The sequence below is a fragment of the Paenibacillus wynnii genome (genome assembly GCF_000757885.1).
Lineage (GTDB): Bacteria > Bacillota > Bacilli > Paenibacillales > Paenibacillaceae > Paenibacillus_AQ > Paenibacillus_AQ wynnii.
Genome location: NZ_JQCR01000003.1, coordinates 26,855 through 44,789, shown reverse-complemented (window position 1 = coordinate 44,789; position 17,935 = coordinate 26,855). Strand labels below are relative to the sequence as shown.

The 17,935-nt window shown below is 45.3% G+C and carries 15 protein-coding genes; 4 read left to right on the top strand and 11 right to left on the bottom strand.

Going from position 1 to position 17,935, the window contains the following annotated elements; genetic code table 11:
* Entirely contained in the window at nt 1-558 is a 558-nt protein-coding gene (locus PWYN_RS15535; RefSeq protein WP_052088024.1) for a GNAT family N-acetyltransferase family protein, read from the top strand.
* Nucleotides 540-1,673, top strand: a complete 1,134-nt coding sequence (locus PWYN_RS15530; RefSeq protein ID WP_036653931.1) for a YheC/YheD family endospore coat-associated protein — start codon at nt 540-542, stop codon at nt 1,671-1,673. The genes PWYN_RS15535 and PWYN_RS15530 overlap by 19 nt, the downstream gene beginning before the upstream one ends.
* A gap of 80 nt (nt 1,674-1,753) precedes the next feature.
* Here the strand turns inward: PWYN_RS15530 and PWYN_RS15525 are convergent, their stop codons facing one another.
* The 6 genes from PWYN_RS15525 to PWYN_RS15500 form a co-directional block, all read right to left on the bottom strand.
* Entirely contained in the window at nt 1,754-2,440 is a 687-nt protein-coding gene (locus PWYN_RS15525; protein ID WP_036653930.1) for an HAD family hydrolase, read from the bottom strand.
* Nucleotides 2,441-2,666: 226 nt separating this feature from the next.
* Nucleotides 2,667-2,924 (bottom strand): AbrB/MazE/SpoVT family DNA-binding domain-containing protein, encoded by a 258-nt coding sequence (locus tag PWYN_RS15520; protein WP_036653928.1) that lies wholly within the window; start codon nt 2,922-2,924, stop codon nt 2,667-2,669.
* Between the two features lie 706 nt (nt 2,925-3,630).
* Nucleotides 3,631-5,721 carry a glycoside hydrolase family 36 protein gene (locus PWYN_RS15515; RefSeq protein WP_036653927.1) on the bottom strand — a complete coding sequence of 697 codons (2,091 nt, stop codon included), beginning with the start codon at nt 5,719-5,721 and terminating at the stop codon, nt 3,631-3,633.
* Nucleotides 5,722-5,845: 124 nt separating this feature from the next.
* A complete protein-coding gene (locus PWYN_RS15510; RefSeq protein ID WP_036653926.1) occupies nt 5,846-7,171 on the bottom strand; it encodes a type 2 periplasmic-binding domain-containing protein in 1,326 nt (441 codons plus the stop codon).
* Between the two features lie 123 nt (nt 7,172-7,294).
* Nucleotides 7,295-8,938 carry a response regulator transcription factor gene (locus PWYN_RS15505; protein ID WP_036653925.1) on the bottom strand — a complete coding sequence of 548 codons (1,644 nt, stop codon included), beginning with the start codon at nt 8,936-8,938 and terminating at the stop codon, nt 7,295-7,297.
* Complete coding sequence (locus tag PWYN_RS15500; RefSeq protein ID WP_036653924.1) at nt 8,931-10,787, bottom strand: sensor histidine kinase; 1,857 nt, start codon at nt 10,785-10,787, stop codon at nt 8,931-8,933. Before PWYN_RS15500 ends, PWYN_RS15505 begins: the two co-directional genes overlap by 8 nt.
* A gap of 172 nt (nt 10,788-10,959) precedes the next feature.
* On the opposite strand from PWYN_RS15500, the gene PWYN_RS15495 reads away from it, so the two are divergent.
* Nucleotides 10,960-11,850, top strand: coding sequence for a carbohydrate ABC transporter permease (locus PWYN_RS15495; RefSeq protein ID WP_036653921.1), 891 nt, complete (start codon nt 10,960-10,962; stop codon nt 11,848-11,850).
* Nucleotides 11,850-12,683 (top strand): carbohydrate ABC transporter permease, encoded by an 834-nt coding sequence (locus PWYN_RS15490; RefSeq protein WP_036653920.1) that lies wholly within the window; start codon nt 11,850-11,852, stop codon nt 12,681-12,683. Before PWYN_RS15495 ends, PWYN_RS15490 begins: the two co-directional genes overlap by 1 nt.
* Before the next feature lie 84 nt (nt 12,684-12,767).
* On the opposite strand, the gene PWYN_RS15485 is transcribed toward PWYN_RS15490, so the two are convergent.
* From PWYN_RS15485 to PWYN_RS15465, 5 genes are all read right to left on the bottom strand, one after another.
* Nucleotides 12,768-13,856: a glycerol dehydrogenase gene (locus tag PWYN_RS15485; protein ID WP_036653919.1), complete on the bottom strand. Its 1,089-nt coding sequence runs from the start codon at nt 13,854-13,856 to the stop codon at nt 12,768-12,770.
* Nucleotides 13,857-13,956: 100 nt separating this feature from the next.
* Nucleotides 13,957-14,982: a CapA family protein gene (locus tag PWYN_RS15480; RefSeq protein WP_036653918.1), complete on the bottom strand. Its 1,026-nt coding sequence runs from the start codon at nt 14,980-14,982 to the stop codon at nt 13,957-13,959.
* 241 nt (nt 14,983-15,223) lie between these two features.
* Complete coding sequence (locus tag PWYN_RS15475) at nt 15,224-15,883, bottom strand: class I SAM-dependent methyltransferase (RefSeq protein ID WP_036653917.1); 660 nt, start codon at nt 15,881-15,883, stop codon at nt 15,224-15,226.
* Between the two features lie 149 nt (nt 15,884-16,032).
* Nucleotides 16,033-17,055: an SDR family oxidoreductase gene (locus tag PWYN_RS15470; protein WP_036653916.1), complete on the bottom strand. Its 1,023-nt coding sequence runs from the start codon at nt 17,053-17,055 to the stop codon at nt 16,033-16,035.
* A gap of 24 nt (nt 17,056-17,079) precedes the next feature.
* Nucleotides 17,080-17,931, bottom strand: coding sequence for an NAD-dependent epimerase/dehydratase family protein (locus PWYN_RS15465; protein ID WP_036653915.1), 852 nt, complete (start codon nt 17,929-17,931; stop codon nt 17,080-17,082).
* Nucleotides 17,932-17,935: the final 4 nt, after the last annotated feature.

Sequence of the window (17,935 nt, the reverse complement as noted above, 5' to 3'; positions counted from 1 at the left end):
ATGCAAATCTCCTCCCTCTACGATGCAGAGTCCGGACCGTGGAACCGACAACTGGCGAGTCTGGTGCAATTTGTACGGCAGTACGGTGAACGGAGAATCACAAGCGACAGCTGCAGAAGACTAGCCCGTCTAACACCAGAGCAATTGCGCGTTCCCGGTGTATCTCTGCTCGTTGCGACCGTACGAGGACAGAATGGCCGCCAATTATCAGGCATCTGCTTCGTATCGGGATATGGCAAGGAGTCATGCCTTGTTGCCGTTCATCCGTACCATCGCAATAAACATACTGGAACTGCCTTGCTGACAGCCCAACTACAGCGTCTGGGAAGTCTGGAATGTTACGTTGCCAGCGACAACTCAGCCAGTCTTAAAATGTGTTTCAACGCGGGTCTTGTCGCCGTGTCACTAAGAAACGGACCCACCGGTAAGCCTACTCTGCTGCTTCGTTCACCGCAAATTGCTGGCTGCGACAACCTTCTGCCAGTAGATGACGAAGCACAGAGTGATAAACCCATTACTACACAAGAAGGTGAACTCCTGTGCCGGAACCCGTCTTAGGCATTCTTACATTGTATTTGAACGAGGCCAAGCAGTTGGAAGAAAAAGGTGTGTACCAAAGGATGATCACCCAAGGTAAGCGGATAGGACTCGATGTCTTTGTGTTTACACCCATGGATGTTCACAGCAGCAAGGAGCTTATTCATGCGCTTGTCTATGATCCACAGACAGGGAAATGGTCACGGAAATGGCGGCCGTTTCCCCAAATGATCTATGACCGATGCCGTATTCAGCGCAGCGCCCGGTTCCAGCAGCTGCTGCGGTTTCGTTCAAAATATAATCATATGACCTTTCTGAATCGTCCACTTCGCAATAAATGGACCATTCATCAGACCTTCTCACAGAAAAGCCGGTTTCGGCAGCACCTGCCGGAAACTCTGCTCTATCACTCCTCAGCCGATCTGCTGCGGATACTGAAGAGTAGTCCCGTCATCTATATAAAACCAGCAAGCGGAACAGGTGGACGCGGCATCTTGCGTATCGAAAAGCTTAAGGATTCACGGGGGATGTTCGATATTCAAGGTCGACGTCAGGACCGCCGTATCATTACTCCCCGTAAGGTTTCGCTTTCCCGGTTGAATTCGATTGTAAGGCAATGGTGTATTGGCGGACGTTTTCTCGTTCAACAGGGAATTCCCCTTCGCTTGCCTGGAGGACGCTTCCATGATTACCGCATGCTCATACAAAAAAACGGGCAAGGGAAATGGGAAATGACCGGAATGGCAGGCCGTATCGGGGCTGCCCGTAGTGTAACCTCCAATCTGCATGGGGGCGGCCATGCTGTACGGGCAGAGACACTGCTCAGGGATTGGCTTGGCAGTGCAGATAAAGCCGATAAGGCTATGAAGGCATCGGAGAAGCTTGGACTTGAGGCGGCAGCCTTTCTCGAAGATAGCTTCGGTGCACTCTGCGAGCTGGCTTTGGATCTCGCGATTGATCATGAGGGACGCATATACGTACTTGAGGTGAATCCAAAACCGGCACGGGAGGTATTTGCCCGTTCAGGAGATAGTGAAACCTATCGCAAAGCACTGCTCAGACCCCTCGAATATGCTCTTTGGGTCTATAAGAATAAGAACACTGCTCCTCCCGTCTCTTCTAAAACAGAAGAATAAGTCAAAGAGCCTCATTCCGCATGATGGAATGAGGCTCTTTTTACATAACAACTATATACTCCAGTATATACTCCAGATGCTTACTTCGAGTTGTCGTATAAATCCAGCAACTCTTCGAAGGAAGAAATAATAACATCCGAGCCTTTTAATTCATCCTGACGGCCAAAACCTGCATAAGCGCAGCCTATCACAGTCTGCCCATTACCTTTTCCTGCCTCTACATCCGACGAACGGTCGCCTACCATCCAGGCTTCGGTGATTCCATGATCCTTCAGTAATATGCTTAGCAGTTCTACCTTTGTTGCTGTACCTTGCCCGCCTGCACTATACAATCCGTCGAACAAATCATGCATTTTATGTACAACAACGATGCTTTGAATATAATCCTTCAAGCCGTTACTCGCTACGAATAGACGCACGCCCCGCTCCTTAAGTGCTGTCAATGTCTCAACAACTTTTGGATACAGCATTGTACCGCCTGCTTCAAGTCCCTCTATTTCGAGCTGCAAAAGCAGTTCATCCGCACGCCGATGTACAGCCTCATCTGCCTCAGGCATCACGTTCTTCCAAATCTGCTCCAGGAGCATACCTAGACTTCCCAGAATTCTTTCCTCCGGGGGAGTAGGACCTGTATACAATCCTTCCTCGCGAAGAATGTCGAACATTTTGTGATAGGCAGGCAAAAGCAGACTCTCTGTTTGAAACAATGTACCGTCCATGTCAAATATTACGGCTTCCGGTTTATTTAACTGTGGTGCACTACTCATCTGTAACCCTTCCCTTCCTGAATCGTATGCTGGGATTTCCTTCTTTAGGCAATAAGGTTGTTACATGCCCTATGATATAGAAAGCAGTGTTCATTGTCCAGATTGGGATCCCTACCCAAGTTAGATTTAACTCTGACCTTTCTTGATATGGTCCGTTTCTATAAAAAAAGGACTATTCCTTTCAGCGTATTTCTTGCCGAAGGAACAGTCCCTTATTTCTGTTTATTTACAGTCTGTCAAAGCTTGCAGTCAGTTCTTCAAGAATATCTTTGCTGATCATTTTACCCTTGAAATTAATCAAGTTTTCTGCGCTTCCGGAAAAGACACAAGTAGGCTCGTATTTTCTGAGAATGATTTTTTCCCCGTCCACAAAAATTTCTAGTGGATCTTTTATGTCAATCCCCATCGTTCTGCGTAATTCGATCGGAATAACGATACGTCCCAATTCATCAACTTTTCTTACAATACCTGTTGCTTTCATCATTATACATCCTCCCCTGAAATAACACTTATATAATCATTCATGTTAAAAGCTTACAAAGCCACTATGTAGTAGTAATGATTACGTCTTACTTGCATTTTAAAGTGCTATTTCTTTCCTGTCAATTTTTTTCTACAACTTTTGATATATATCGACAAAATATTCAATAAAGTTTAGGCGTGTTTCGACAAATTATACGATTTTCATGAAATTTTAATTTATATAGATTGAACTTAAGATTTTTAGAATAAAGGATTGGTCGCACTGCGGTGAATGTTTGGACTTCCGGCCGCTGTTGTCTACAGATTTCTTTGAATCATACCGCTCTTCGCGGTAGAAATCCGCAGACTGCCTATGCTTTCGAAGCTAGCTTTCCTACGGAAAGCTTTCGGGCGAACGCTCTCGCTCCTCCAGTTCCAAAATCCCCCTTCGTCACTCCGTTCCCTTTTCTCTAATTTTAAAGTTCAATTTATATAGTTTAAAATATGTAAAAAAACCTTCGCGTATTTTGCGAAGGTCTTTTCCATTGTTTACGTGGCCATACTGAGCGCTCTAGGTCAATTCAAATGTACTTTTACCTATGAATCCGTCCAATCCAGCTTTCGGGAGCAATTCAAATGTATTTCTACACTTGAATCCGTCCAATCCAGCTACCGGGGACAATTCAAGTGCACTTTTACACTTGGATCCGCCCATTCCAGTATCCGTTCTATGAACGAATCTCAAACAGACGGGCAATCTTACCGCTAGGAAGGGATACCGTCAGTTGCCCTTCTTCCTTGCTCCATTGCCAGTCCGTGTCCGGCTCTTGCGGATAAGCGCAGGTAATGTCCGGTTCCTGTCCCTTCAGACTCTCAAGAGGTAGAGTGATTGACTCCGCATCTCCCGCAATCCGCCATACTGCCAGATAACGGCGGTTACCGCGCTTCAGGCCGAAGCTTACCCAATCCGCCTGTGAATCCGGAAGACCCAACGGCCAGAAAGGAGTCGAATGCGGGATGTCGCTGCGGATCACTTTATAGTAATCCAACGCCTCCTTTACCAGCTCCCTGCGCCGCGGGCTAAGTTCCGCCAAATGCCCGCTCTGATGAACACGGAGCAGAAGCGCATTAATCATATTGAAGATGACTTCCTCGTCATCCCCTTCCCGCAGCGGGTAAGACCATACCGCCGACTGCTCGGGTGTAAGGGCAGCAGGTGAGGCTGCAGCAATCGCCGCATATTGCACATAATCCTCCTGATCACTCGTGGACTGTATGCTGTGACGGCTGAGCATCGCATAATCCATACGCATACCGCCGCTGGAACAGTTCTCAATAACGAGGTTAGGATACCGCACGAATATACGGTCAAGCCAAGCCAGATAAGCACGGTTATGCTCAAGCAATCCATCCCCAAAGCTATCCGCAGCCGTCTCCGTGCCGATACCCGCATTAATGTTATAATCCATTTTGATATAGCCCACACCGTATTCTTCAACCAATCTCTTGATTACACCATCGGCATGTTGTATAACCTTTGGATTGCGGTAATCCAGGTGATACCGGCTTCGATCCTTAATTCTTTTTCCGTGCCGCATAAAGAACCAGCTGTCATCTGTTTCCGTAAGCTTCGGACTATTGATACCCATAACCTCCAACTCCAGCCAGAGACCCGGAATCAGTCCTTTTTCCCGAATATAGTCGAGAACGTACTTGATACCCTCTGGAAATCGCTCCTCCGAAGGCAGCCACTGCCCAACTCCATCCCACCACTCGCCCGGTGCGTACCAGCCTGCATCTATACAGAAATATTCGCAGCCTACATCAGCCGCGGCATCAATTAACGGTAGCAGCTTCTCCGTTGTGGGGCTTCCCCAAAGACAATTCATATAATCATTGAAAATAATCCGCAGCAGCTCGTTATCCTCATTTGGACGGCGAATGGCTCTGCGATAAGCAGTAAGCTGTTCTATAGCTGTCTCGAATCCGCCCTGAACAGAGCCGACAGCCACCGGTACAGAAGTGAATTCTTCACCTGGCTGCAGTTTTTTCCACCAATGATTATCACTTTCGTTAGGTCCGCTTATCAATAGACTCAATTGGTCATATTGATCCGTCATTTCCCAGTGCCATGAACCGTTATGTTCAATCTGCCAAAAGAGGCTTGTCCCGCTCTCCTTATTGTGTAGAACCGCCATAGGGATAAGCTCCGCTGCCGACCATGAACCTGTGTTACTGCAGGCTATCCGCTTAGAACCACGGTCTGATAGATGCGACATGCCCAGCTCCGGCAAACTGTAGGTCCGCCATTGGATCTCACTCTGCCAACCGCTATGTGCCAAAGATACCTCAATCTTATCGCTCCGGTCGCTTGATCCTTCTTTATCAACACCTGTGAGGGCAAAGGAGGAGACGTATTCGACAGATACCTCTGCATCGCCTGCATTCTCAAGTACGGTCCAGCAGCGCATGATTCCAATCTCTTTATAGAATTGAAAATGCTGGACTGCACGGAGTCCGGTTATTCCGTCAACCAGATGTATGTCAAGCTTGCGCCCCAGCTCATTTGTAGAATCCGTATAATGATCAAAGGTCATTCTAAGTCCGGGATAGGAGGCCCGGTGTGTACGGCCGTGATATTCAGCGCGATCTTCTCCCGACAACTGCAGCTCCATTAACCGGAAGCCTGGCTTGTTTTTTTCGGAGATATCCACACTTAGCGGTTCTGCACCAAAATGAAGCAGACGTACGTCTTGCTCAACCGTAATTTCTAATACAAGATAAAGTCCATTTTCTGCTATATCAATGATCTTGCTCATGAATAAATCCAGCCTCCTGTCAGTTCTCGAATACATGTATTCGCTTACCTATTATAAACAAGAAAGGGGCATCCCTCCAGTAAATGAAGCTTACTGTGGAGACACCCCCGACCCTTATTATCGCTTACTGTGCAGCAGATCCAAATTGAATCCATGCTTTTTGAATTTCGGTGATTGCTTGATCTTTAGTTTTGCTGCCGCCAATATAAGCCTGCATCAATTCACCAAACTTCTGGTGGAAGGTATCCAGTGAATAGTTAACGGACAGGTCACCGGATTTTTCAGTTTTAAGAATCTCATCCATTTGCTTAGGCATGTCCAGAGCTGGAAGCGGAGCATCCTTGATCGGCGGAATAACCTTGGCTACAGTAGAGAACCAGTTCTTGCCGTACTCGGAAGTATACAACCAGTTGAAGAATTCAATGGTTTCTGCTGCAACAGCGGAATCCTTGTTAATGCGTAGCGCCTGATCGGCACCCGTGATAATCATGGATTGCTCAGCTTTTTCGCTTACAGGATAGCCCATAATTCCAAGCTGGAAGTCCGGTGTAATCTTCTTAATGGCTTCTTCATCCCATGCGCCCTTACCTGTCATGAATGCTGCCTTACCGAGTGCAAAGTCGCTGACTTCAGCATTGCTATCCCGTTCAAGCGGTTTGTCTGTTCCGTATTTAACTGTGGTATCCACAAACTTAAAGAAGTTATCATTCAATACCGGATGATCCTTGAATGTTGTTTTTCCGGCAATGAAATCAGCTACGAGTGTTTTGGCGTCAGTACCTGCATCTATAGCAGCTGCATCTACAAAGTGTTGGAAGACGTGCTTCCATACCCACCACTCTTTATAAGCGTTGGCGAAAGGAGTAATTCCTTTGGCTTCGAGCTTTGTGATTGCCTCATCCAATTGTGCAGTAGTCTTAGGAACTTCAGTAATTCCTGCATCAGCTATAAGTTTTTTATTATACATCAGCACGAACAGGTTTCCTTTTACAGGTAACCCAAGTACCTTGCCATCTTTTGAGCTCATGTTAGCACGTACAGCATCCGTCATGGCAGCTGCAAGCGGCTCATTGGTAAGATCAGCGCTATATTCAGCAAAGGTATCAATATCTCCGCCAGCCGTAGTTTGGAACACATCAGGTGTGCTTCCAGCGGCAATTTTGGATTTCAAAACGGTATTATAATCGGCTTGCATAATTTCAAGGTTAATCGAAACATTAGGTTTTACCTTTTTGTACTCAGCAATATAAGCGTTAAAAGCCTCCGTATATTCAGGTGAAGCTGTGAACATGTTGATCTTAACTTCTTTAGCAGTGCCTGCATTTCCGTTACCGGCCCCCGTATTACCTGCTGTGTTGTTCTCCGCGGCATTGTTGTTTCCTCCGCAGCCTGCAAGCAATCCGCCTACGAGCAGTAAGCTGGCAGATAGCGTCCATAACTTTTTGAACATGTTGTGTTGCCCCCTTTTCCTATACATCTTGTGGTCTTGATGTCATTCTAATGAAAAAGAGAAAGGATAAGAATGTACATAAGTGAACTTATGAGGGTAAAAAAGTGTGCTGATGAAACCGCTTCACTTTTCTCCCCCTCCCAGAACGATTCTATATTCAGTAGGTGAGCACTCGTAATAATTACGAAAGGCTTTACTGAAATAGTTCTTGTCCTTGTAGCCCAGCATCTCGGAAATATCCTGAATTTTGAGGTTTGGATCGCCAAGCAAATCCTTCGCTTTGTCCATTCTTACCTTCTGCACATACTCGTGAATGCCATAGCCATATTGCCCCTTGAACAGCTTCATCAAGTATTCTCTGCTTAGGAAATACTTATCCGTAAACAGCGATATTTTAATATTCTCAAAATAATGATTATCAATGTATGCTTTAATATTTCCCAGTACACTGGATCGATCCCCAGCCAGAACCTTGCTGATCTCAGCACTGTATCGGTCCAGTATTTCATTCAGCAGCGCTTCAAATTGCTCAAAGGAGGCAAAATCACCCAGGATTCCTAAGCCTCCAAGGCCCTTTTCTTCCTCACTCCGTAAACGTTCCAGAGGAACATTCAGTTCTGAGGCAACATCATTCAATAAAATAATGAATTCTTGAAGAGTGCGGTCTGCCTCTCCGATACTAAAGCCTTCCGAATCCCTCCACTTTTTCGTGAACTCGCTTAGAATACTTTTGGCGTGATTCATACTCCCGCTCTCTAATGCATTACGAATTAATGGCATCCGGCTTGTCAGGGATGGATTGTCTTTGGATGTGATTTTATCCGAATGATTCGCTACTATGGATCCCTTAAGCTTCAGAAGGTCAACACTATTTAACACGGTCTTAGCGGTATCATAGGACTTAGCAATATCCATAATATCTCCGTAGGGATGGCCCAGACCCGCAGCTACTACGAATCCAAATAGCTCCTTCAAGGAAGAAGCCACCTTCTTCATATGATAGAGGGTACGGTAAGCCGCATCTTCCTTATAACCGCCCTTCATCGTAAAAATGGCGATATATTCACGTTCCCCTTTAGGACTCAGGAAGCTAAAAGCCTGCAGCTGGTCATCACTGATCTCATTAATAACATTGGTTACTGCAAAATGAAGCAAATCGCTGTCTTTGTGGAAACGTTCTTTTCTAACCTGCTCCAGATTGAGTACTCTCATATGCCCTGCTACAAAATGATTCCCTGCAGTATCCGCGCCGATTAAAGGAAGAAAGGCCTCATTAGACTGGTTCTTAAAGCTTCGCTCAATGATGGAAAAGTACATTTTTTCCTTCAGCTTCGGCAGCGACATATTTAGGGTTATATTTTTATTAATAAACTCACTTTCTTTCTTACGTTTAGCCTCCAGGATGTCTATCGCTTTCTGCAGTGCAGCATTCAGATCTATCCGATTGACCGGCTTCAGCAAATAATCCACAACCTTAGAGCGAATCGCCTGCCGGGTATATTCGAAATCATTATATCCGCTAATTACTATGGTCAAAAGATCCGGGTAGTCCTGCTCCACAATCTGTAGAAATTCAGAACCATTAAGCTCAGGCATCTTCATATCCACGATGGCAAGGTCAATTTTGTGCTGACGCAGCATATCCAAACCCATGTTACCGTTCGTAGCTTCTAACAGTTGTTCTACACCCAGGCCTTGCCAATCTCCCAGAATTGTAATCGCTTCGCGTAAAGGCTCTTCATCATCGATAATTAAAACTTTATACATGGTTTATGCCTCCCCTCGGCAACAGCATGTCCATCTCTGTACCGTTCTCGTCACTTCGTATCACTAATCCAGCTTCATCCCCATATAAAAGCTTAAGTCGGGCATTCAAGTTTTTCAGCCCAATGCTTTCATTGTTTCCCTCATCCGACTCTTCACGGTCATCCCAATCCATAAGCAATGTACTCATTACCTGCTCCAGCCTTCCTTCGTTAAATCCAGGTCCATTATCGGCTACGGTAATAACAAAGAAACTTGGTGTCATCCGTGCCATAATCGTAATGGTGATTGTGCTCGATACCTTTTCCAAAGCGTGTTTGATACAATTCTCTACCAACGTTTGTATGGAGAGCTTTGGAATTTTCAACTCCATTAGATGTTCATCCCACTCATATTCAACCTGCATTCTACCTCCGAAACGGGCTTTTTGCAGGGCTAAATAGCGTTCTATATGTTTCAGCTCTTCTCTTGCATGTACAACGTCCTTGCCACTTATACAATATCTCAGCGTCATTGCCAGATTATCGACCATATCGACAATGTCATCATTGTTATTCTTTAACGCTTTGGTAGAAATGGCCTGAAGTGCATTGTATAGGAAATGAGGATTGATCTCCGCTTCCAGCGCTTTTAAAACTGCGTTTTTTTCAACAATTTTCATTTTGTAGCGCTCATTAATCAATTCATTGGTGTTCTCAACCATTTTGTTGAAGTGACGTGATAAATAGGCGATTTCATCTTTTCCCTCAACCTGGGCCGTCACATCGAAGCTCCCTGTACTGAAACGTTTCATTTGCAACGACAGATTTTTGAGCGGTTTTGTAATTTTGTTGGAGGTAAAGCTGACAAGAATAACAGAGACAATCAGGAAGATCAAACCGATAAGATAATTCAGATCTCGTGTGGTGTTAGCTGCTTCATAGATCTCTTTGTAGGGAATCGGCTTGATCAGCTTCCAACCCTCTTTTTGACTGTTGTTATAAATCACTAAATATTTCTGCTCATCGTCTGACCATGTGAACCGACCGCTGACTGTCGTTAGCTTTTTCAACAGCCCTGCTTGTTCACTTTTCGCATAAAACTTTGGATCATCTACATAAAAAGGCTGCTGATCCGGACTAACGTACATCAGATGCTGCCCGCTGCTGAACGGAATATCCTTCATTATCTCGTCCTTCACGGAGGAGTTGAAATAGAGGGACAATACAGCCTGCGGCTCCCTAGAGATAATGGAGCGGAACAATCTGTGATAGCCCATAAAGCTATTGTCCTTGTTGACAGGATAATCAACACTGCCCGACATCTGTTCCGACTCTTCTTTCACAAATGACTGATAGGAGCGGTTATTGGGACTTTCTAAGGCTTGCTGATACCACGTCAGATTATCTATCGGTGGATGCTCTACAATTCGGACTGCAATATTGTAATTCTCCTTGGTTACAGAGTAGTACTTATTTTCCTTAATGACATACAGATAAATAGCCTCCAGATCGTTACGCGAAAAGTAAATATTCTTCAAATAATCCTGTACATACATTTTCGAAGCATAGTCTGTGGATTCGTGCAAAATAGCATAGATAATTTCGTCATATGAAATCTGCGGCAGAGATAATTGTTCAATACCGTCCAGGTAGCTTTCTAAATTACGCCCGACTAATAATAAATTGTTACTGGTACTGTCAATACTATTGTTCACAGACTCCTTCTGGAGCATCCCGTAAGAAATAAAAGTCAGGGAGGTCACAACCAGAATAATAATCAGAGTAAATAGCAAAATAAGCTTGTTCACGAGCCTACGCGACACGGACTCAAACAGATTTTGAAACGGTTTCAATATCGTTTTTCTAATCATGACAGACATCCTCCCAGCTTCAGATTCAGTTCACCTTTTTACCCCTATCTGTACTCTTAAATCCATTCTTGAGTGGGGGGCACTGCTCTATAATACTCAATATAGACTAACCTGAAAGACTAGGAGTGGCAAGCATTACAACTACTACCCCAATATAAGAAGAGGTGCAACCATGTTAAAAACTTTGGGCAGAAAATGGCGTGAAAAGATGGAGTTCGGTATTTTCACTCTGCCGGTTCTCATCTGTATAGCTGTAGCATTCTACATTCCATTTGCCATGACTATTCAATACTCCATGACCAAATGGAACGGAATAGCTAAGAATCCCGTGTTCGTTGGACTTGATAATTTCAAGCAAATTTTTATGAGCGATACCAATTTTGCAGATTCGGCTTGGTTTACCATAAAGTACGCGGTTCTGTACATTATTCTCGTCAACGTGCTGGCTATTCTGCTGGCGGTTGTTCTGGATATGAAGCTGAGAACAACATCGTGGCTTAGAGCCGCATTCTTTGTCCCTTATATTCTCAGCCTTGTGATCGTCGGTTTTATCTGGAAATTCATCTTTATGCAAGGCTTCAGTTCCTTAAGTGCAAGTACAGGATGGGCAATATTCGATCTCAGCTGGCTCGGGACCCCTGAACTTGCCTTCATCTCCATCCTTGCGGTTTCGATATGGCAGTCTATCGGATTCTATCTGGTTATTTACATCGCAGGTCTGCAATCCGTACCTGAAGATCTTAAGGAAGCTGCTACCGTTGATGGTGCGGGCCCTTTTAGAAAATTCTTCAGTATCACATTGCCGCTGCTCGCTCCATCGATCACCATTTCCGTGTTCATGGCGCTGACCAATTCCATTAAGGTATTTGATGTAATTCTTTCCCTGACTGGCGGTGGACCCGGCGGTACGACATATAGTGTTGCCTACGATATTTACCGGGATACCTTCCAGAACAACCTCTACGGCTACGGTACAGCTAAAGCGCTCATTCTATTCCTAGCGGTTCTGGTCGTCACCATTATTCAGTTGTCCATCTTTAAGAGAAGAGAGGTTGAGGCCTAATGAAAACTCAGAGCAAAACAAGTCGTATCATCATAGAAGTAGTTATGGTTATCCTCTCTCTTCTATTTCTTTATCCGCTGTTCCTGACGATTATTAACTCCTTCAAAAGCTTTGGCGAGGTCATGACAGATGTAATCGCTCTACCGAAGCAATTGGTGTTCAGCAACTATTCATATGTATGGCAGTTTATCAATTATCCGAAGCTGTTCATGAATAATATGGTTATCACCACTGTTGGTTTGCTAGGTATCGTCTTCGTGTCCTCCATAGCTGCTTATAAACTGGCACGGACGAAATCTAAACTAAGTGGAATTCTTTATTTCCTGTGTATTATGCCGATGCTTATTCCTTTCCAATCGATCATGTTAACGGTGCTCCAAATCGCTAAAAGCCTTGGCTTATCCGAAAGCACATGGGGACTTGGAATCTTATACTGGGGCTTCGGAGCTCCACTGGCCGTATTTATCTACCACGGCTTCGTAAAGGGAATCCCCTTGGAAATTGACGAGAGTGCAACCATAGACGGTGCATCAGGCTTCCGCTTATTCTTCAGTGTAATCTTCCCGCTGTTGAAATCAGTAACGACAACTATCGTCATTATTGATGTAATGTGGATCTGGAATGACTTCCTGCTTCCACTGCTTATGGTAAACGGTTCACCGGATACGAAGACACTTACTCTTGCTGCCTATACCTTCGTTGGGCAATATACATCCGATTGGCAATATGCCATGACGGCTATGGTTATGGCTGTACTTCCATCCATCGTAGTGTTTATCTTCCTGCAGAAATACATTGTTAAAGGTGTAGTTGCTGGAGCGGTTAAGGGCTAATGTTATAGCACATGTAAAATAAGAGGGTATCCCGCAAGCCATATATGGCTGTTGGGATACCCTCTTTACCTATCAGTGGACGGACTATAAAGATCCCCGTCGATCTGCTTCCAGAATCGCTTCAAGAACCTCTTTTGGATGTATCGGGAATGGCATATTATGCATCGGACTGTCTTCACTGCAGCTGGCCTCCGATGCTAGCATCAGCCGGCTTTTTTCGATACCGGAGAGACCTAGCTCCTTCAATGTTACAGGCAGGCCAACCTCGCGACAGAAGTCAATTACACGATCTAGTTCCTGGTCAGATACCCCCTCCAGCATAAGCTGTGCTATCGTGGCGAACGCTACCTTCTCACCATGCAGCATCCCCCGACACTCCTCAAGCAGCGATAAGCCATTATGTATGGCATGCGCCGCGGCTAATCCTCCACTTTCAAAACCAATGCCGCTTAAGTAGATATTCGCCTCAATAATATGCTCAACAGCCGGAGAGCATTCCCCCAGCTTAACATCTAACATAGCCGCCTTACCCTCAGACAAAATAGTATCGAGACAAGCTTGGGCTAATGAGAATGCGGCGATGGAGCCCGTTCCTCCAGCGTAAGTCCGTGCACCTGAGGAACGGCAGGCCCGTGCTTCGTAGTAGGTTGATAGCGCATCTCCCATCCCTGCAGCGAGCAATCGGGCGGGAGCCTTAGCAATGATTTCAACGTCGGCAATGACTACATCGGGATTTCTTAATAACGGGAGATAGCTGTCGAAATCACCATCATCCGTATACAGCACCGCTAGAGCGCTACAAGGGGCATCCGTAGAAGCCACAGTTGGCACGATGATTACAGGAAGCGCAGCAAAGTGACTGACCGCTTTAGCCGTATCCAAAGTTTTGCCGCCCCCTATTCCAAGAATAACATCAACCGTTTGCGGATCGAAGCTTTGGATGATACGCTCCACCTGATTTCGGCTGCATTCTCCCTGAAACTCTATTAGAACGAGAGGAACAGAGTGGGTAGCAAAGCTATGCGAGATCTCTTCCTTGTATCGATTGAGAATAAAGGGATCGACGATTGCCAGAGCTCCCTTCGCACCTAGCTGTACACAATAATCCCCCAGCTTTCGTATTTCACCTGCGCCCTGGATGTATCTGGACGGAGAACACAACACTTGAGTCATATGATCGGCCTCCCTGAATTTGGTTATCCTTTTATTCTAAGGAAGACCGCTTGGTTTCCGCAGTGAAAAAAGTTTTTTTTACATATTAACGGAAACCTAATTATTCCTCACTTACTACGCCTTGGGCATCTATCTTCGCATTATAGGATAACTTGTTCAGGGTCTTTATAGTTTCTTTATTATAGATATCATCCATGAAGCTGGGCTGACCTCTTATTATTTTTACCGGGGTAATCTGTCCCGTAACTTCTGAGCCTTTAATTTCGATATTCACCAACATGGATATTAATGTTTTATCTCCACCGCGAGTGGACCGGTTAAATACAAAGTTGCCCAATGAATAGTAGATCGGCTTATGCTTATAAAATTCAACCCCCATGAGGCAATGGCTGTGAGCACCTACAATCATATCTGCACCGCTATCAATGATTTTTTTAGCCATAGTACGTGCATAGTTCTCAGGATAGTCCTTAAATTCTTGATTCCAGTGGATATAAACAACTGTAAAGTCATTCACCTTAGAGGATTTCTTGATTTCGCTTAGCATTGGTTCCATAGTATAGGCTGAAGCTGCACCCGCATGATTACTGCCGGCATACCAAGAGGAATCCGAAAGTACACGGCTGACCCCAAGCACAGCGATTTTTTTCCCTTGTATCGTCTTTACGTACGGAGCGAATGCCTGAATACTGTTCTTTCCGGCTCCGGTATGTCCAATTTTGTATGTATCCAAATGCAGTAGAGTATCAAGCATCGCCGTCTTACCATAATCGAGAATATGATTATTCGCCAGGGATACACCATCTATTCCGGCATACACCAAACCCTTTAATGTCTTAGGCTCTGAGCGAAAAACAAACGATTTATTGGACGGATTCCCACGAGTGGACACTGGGGTCTCAAGATTTGCAAAGGACATATCAGCCTTTTTTAGCATGGGAGCTACTTTCACAAAAGGATAATTGACCCCGAATTGAGCAATCTGATCTCCGACAAATCCATCTAACAGAATGTCTCCGGCAAAAATTAGATGAATAGGAGTTGAAAGTGACTCCTCCGCACTCACAGGAGTGGAAGCTGGAAAAATCCAAATAAGAATAAGTGCACATACTATTAATCTCCGCAATCTCTTTGCCCCTTTTTTTCTCGTATTCCTCCATTCTACTCTATTGAATTCAAGACTCCAAATTTTGATAGATTTATACTATATCTGTTTGACTCGGAGACGTCCCGCTTGAGGGAAATCAAAGTCTGCCCGTATGAGCCGAATCTATTGTATAAATACACTGGTTTCACTCATACCGTCCGTGCTTCACGCTTCCTACCTCAGAGATCCGCAGGTAGGTTATATTTATTTAAGCTCCGGCTCAATACGTCACCTTTTTCAAGACTGCACGGAAGCAATGACGCCCACCCCACAAGTCGGTTCTTACCGCATCTACCGGGAGATTAAAGTCCGTCTCCCCCCAGTAGACAAATCCAGACTGTAGAAGTAGTTCATTCATTTGAGAAAGATTTACGGAGGGGTAATCAAAGGTCAGGATCAGCAATCCCTCACCATTTAAAGTTCTATGGAACTCACGTAAGGCGTAAATCGTATCTTCTGACGTTAAATGCTCAAGCACAGAGATACAAAAAATAGTGTCAAAACTCTCGTCATCATAAGGTAGGTTTGTTAAATTAGCATGCGCCAGATGGAGTCTATCTGTTCTGCTATGCAGGACCTCCCTCGCGGCCTTTTCCCCAACATCTTGGATAATTCCATCCATAATTGCTTTTTCTGATAATATCCGTTCATCCGCATCGCAGGCGTAGGCCTCCTCACAGGTCTCTGCAAGGTGGAACTTCAAGGGATGTGATATACCGCAAGCGGCATCGAGAACTGTATCATGGGGGGAAATAAAGTTCATACACCACTCGTACTCATAGGGTCTGCTCCACCAGGAATCCGGCAAATCATATACCAATTTTTCTCGCCTTGCATCGGAATTCACAAAAAAACGGGAAACATAAGGATGTGTCGGCATGGCCAGGGCTCCTTTTTCGGGGAATTCGGTAGTGAGAGTATATTCAAAATTTTTTGTTTCATTCCTCACGTGGAACACAGGAAAAAGGCAGGTCGAATGTGCTTCATTCGCCTGCCCAGCCTATATTTATACTATTTATACGTTAACCTTTAGACAAATGTCGAAAGCGGCTTCGCCTCGGTACCATGAGTCTTGATTAAGAGATCCAATAATGTCGACCACTCCGGGTCTGTCGTGCACTGTTCAGGGTGTGATTCAAACCAAGCCAAGGTCTGCTTTATCCCTTCGGAAAAAGGGACCGTTGCCTGATAGTCCGGTACTAGACCTTTGATTTTACGGTTGTCGAAAACGATACTCACCGCTTGGTCGCCAATCAGTCCATCTGCTGTGCCCGGAGGTGAATTAGTTGCGATGAAATCTGTCGAAATGTGTACAATCATCGGATCTACACCAGCGGCCGCGCCAATTTTACTGTAAATCTGGTTCCAGTTCAATACCTCATCGGAGGTGATATGAATCGCCTCGCCAATCGATTCCGGGTGCCCCAGCAATCCTACAAAGGCTTTGGCAAAATCCGAGTTATGCGTTAACGTCCAAAGCGAAGTTCCGTCTCCATGGATAACAATAGGAAGTCCCTTACGGATTCGGTCTATCAACGACCATGGATGCTGCCAACTGGTTAGAGAAGCCGGAATTGCGGTATCCCCGTAGGTATGTGAAGGCCGAACGATCGTCACAGGGAACCCGGTGTTACGATGAGCTTCAAGCAACAGTTGTTCACAGGCGATCTTGTCGCGTGAATACTGCCAGTAGGGATTCGTAAGCGGGGTTTCTTCGGTTACTAAGTAATGCTGCAGCGGCTTCTGATACGCGGATGCAGAACTTATAAAGATGTATTGTTTTGTTTTATTGGCAAATAGATCTAGGTCTGTCTGCACATGGTCCGGAGTAAAAGCAATCCAGTCCACAACCACATCGAATTCATAATCCTTAAGCGCGGCGGCAGCCTCCGTCTGGTTACGAATATCGCCCAGAATGACCTTCGCTCCTTCAGGCACGAATTCATCCCGTTGTCCTCTATTAAATAAGTATAATTCTACTCCCCGTTCTACCGCCAGCTTGGACACCGCCTGACTGATCAGACCCGTCCCGCCAATGAACAATACCTTCATCTTGAACTACCCCTTTATGATTAGTTATTCACTTTTAACATAATCCCGCCAAGCATGTTTCGGCTGCCAATTCAGCAGGCTTTTGGCTTTCTCATTGCTGAGGAGCGTTTCATGACCGGTTAGCGGTTGGCGGAATTCAGTCACTTCCGGGAAACGGGCCTCCAGCAACGCCCGGCTTGATACGTCCATGCTAGTATCGTCAGCGGCAATATTCAACTGTACTGCACCCAGTCCTTCAGCCTCAACCGCCTTCTGACAGGCCTCCGCAACGTCCCTAGTATCAATATAACTCCATAAAATCCGGTCACGTTGTTCAGGATCATGAATGAACGATGGGAATTGCTCATATGCCGATGGGTCAATCACATTTCCGATCCGAAGAGAGACAATCTGCATCCCTGTTCTGCGATGGAACATATCCGCTGTCAGTTCATTGACAACTTTAGATAAACCATAGCTGTCTTGGGGCAGTTGGGGATGCTCCTCGTCCACTGGAACATACTGCGGCCCAAAACGGTTAACTGCAAATACAATTCCATAGGAAGATTCACTGGAGGCGATAACCGCTTTACGGATTCCAAGTCCAGCCGCAGCCTCTAGAATATTGTAGGTCGACATCACATTATTTTGAAAAGTGACTTCATTCGTCTTAATATGAGCAGCAGGGATAGCCGCCAAATGCACTACCGCATCTGCCCCTGCCAGTACACTATATACTTCACCTAAGTTATTCAAATCTGCGATTAGAGTATGGCCTAAGGAATCGGCAGGCTTATGCGTATCTACGTTGACAACCTCATAGCCTTGTTCTATAAAATGACGAACCACCCATTTACCAAGCATGCCGCTGCCCCCGGTAACTACAACCTTTGCCATTCTA

Excerpts from the sequence above, each read along its gene's own strand:
- PWYN_RS15520 (WP_036653928.1), bottom strand. The coding sequence starts at position 2,924 with ATGATGAAAGCAACAGGTATTGTAAGAAAAGTTGATGAATTGGGACGT.
- PWYN_RS15485 (WP_036653919.1), bottom strand. The coding sequence starts at position 13,856 with ATGACTCAAGTGTTGTGTTCTCCGTCCAGATACATCCAGGGCGCAGGT.
- PWYN_RS15525 (WP_036653930.1), bottom strand. The coding sequence starts at position 2,440 with ATGAGTAGTGCACCACAGTTAAATAAACCGGAAGCCGTAATATTTGAC.
- PWYN_RS15495 (WP_036653921.1), top strand. The coding sequence starts at position 10,960 with ATGTTAAAAACTTTGGGCAGAAAATGGCGTGAAAAGATGGAGTTCGGT.
- PWYN_RS15535 (WP_052088024.1), top strand. The coding sequence starts at position 1 with ATGCAAATCTCCTCCCTCTACGATGCAGAGTCCGGACCGTGGAACCGA.
- PWYN_RS15465 (WP_036653915.1), bottom strand. The coding sequence starts at position 17,931 with ATGGCAAAGGTTGTAGTTACCGGGGGCAGCGGCATGCTTGGTAAATGG.
- PWYN_RS15475 (WP_036653917.1), bottom strand. The coding sequence starts at position 15,883 with ATGCCGACACATCCTTATGTTTCCCGTTTTTTTGTGAATTCCGATGCA.
- PWYN_RS15510 (WP_036653926.1), bottom strand. The coding sequence starts at position 7,171 with ATGTTCAAAAAGTTATGGACGCTATCTGCCAGCTTACTGCTCGTAGGC.
- PWYN_RS15490 (WP_036653920.1), top strand. The coding sequence starts at position 11,850 with ATGAAAACTCAGAGCAAAACAAGTCGTATCATCATAGAAGTAGTTATG.
- PWYN_RS15515 (WP_036653927.1), bottom strand. The coding sequence starts at position 5,721 with ATGAGCAAGATCATTGATATAGCAGAAAATGGACTTTATCTTGTATTA.
- PWYN_RS15470 (WP_036653916.1), bottom strand. The coding sequence starts at position 17,055 with ATGAAGGTATTGTTCATTGGCGGGACGGGTCTGATCAGTCAGGCGGTG.
- PWYN_RS15500 (WP_036653924.1), bottom strand. The coding sequence starts at position 10,787 with ATGATTAGAAAAACGATATTGAAACCGTTTCAAAATCTGTTTGAGTCC.
- PWYN_RS15505 (WP_036653925.1), bottom strand. The coding sequence starts at position 8,938 with ATGTATAAAGTTTTAATTATCGATGATGAAGAGCCTTTACGCGAAGCG.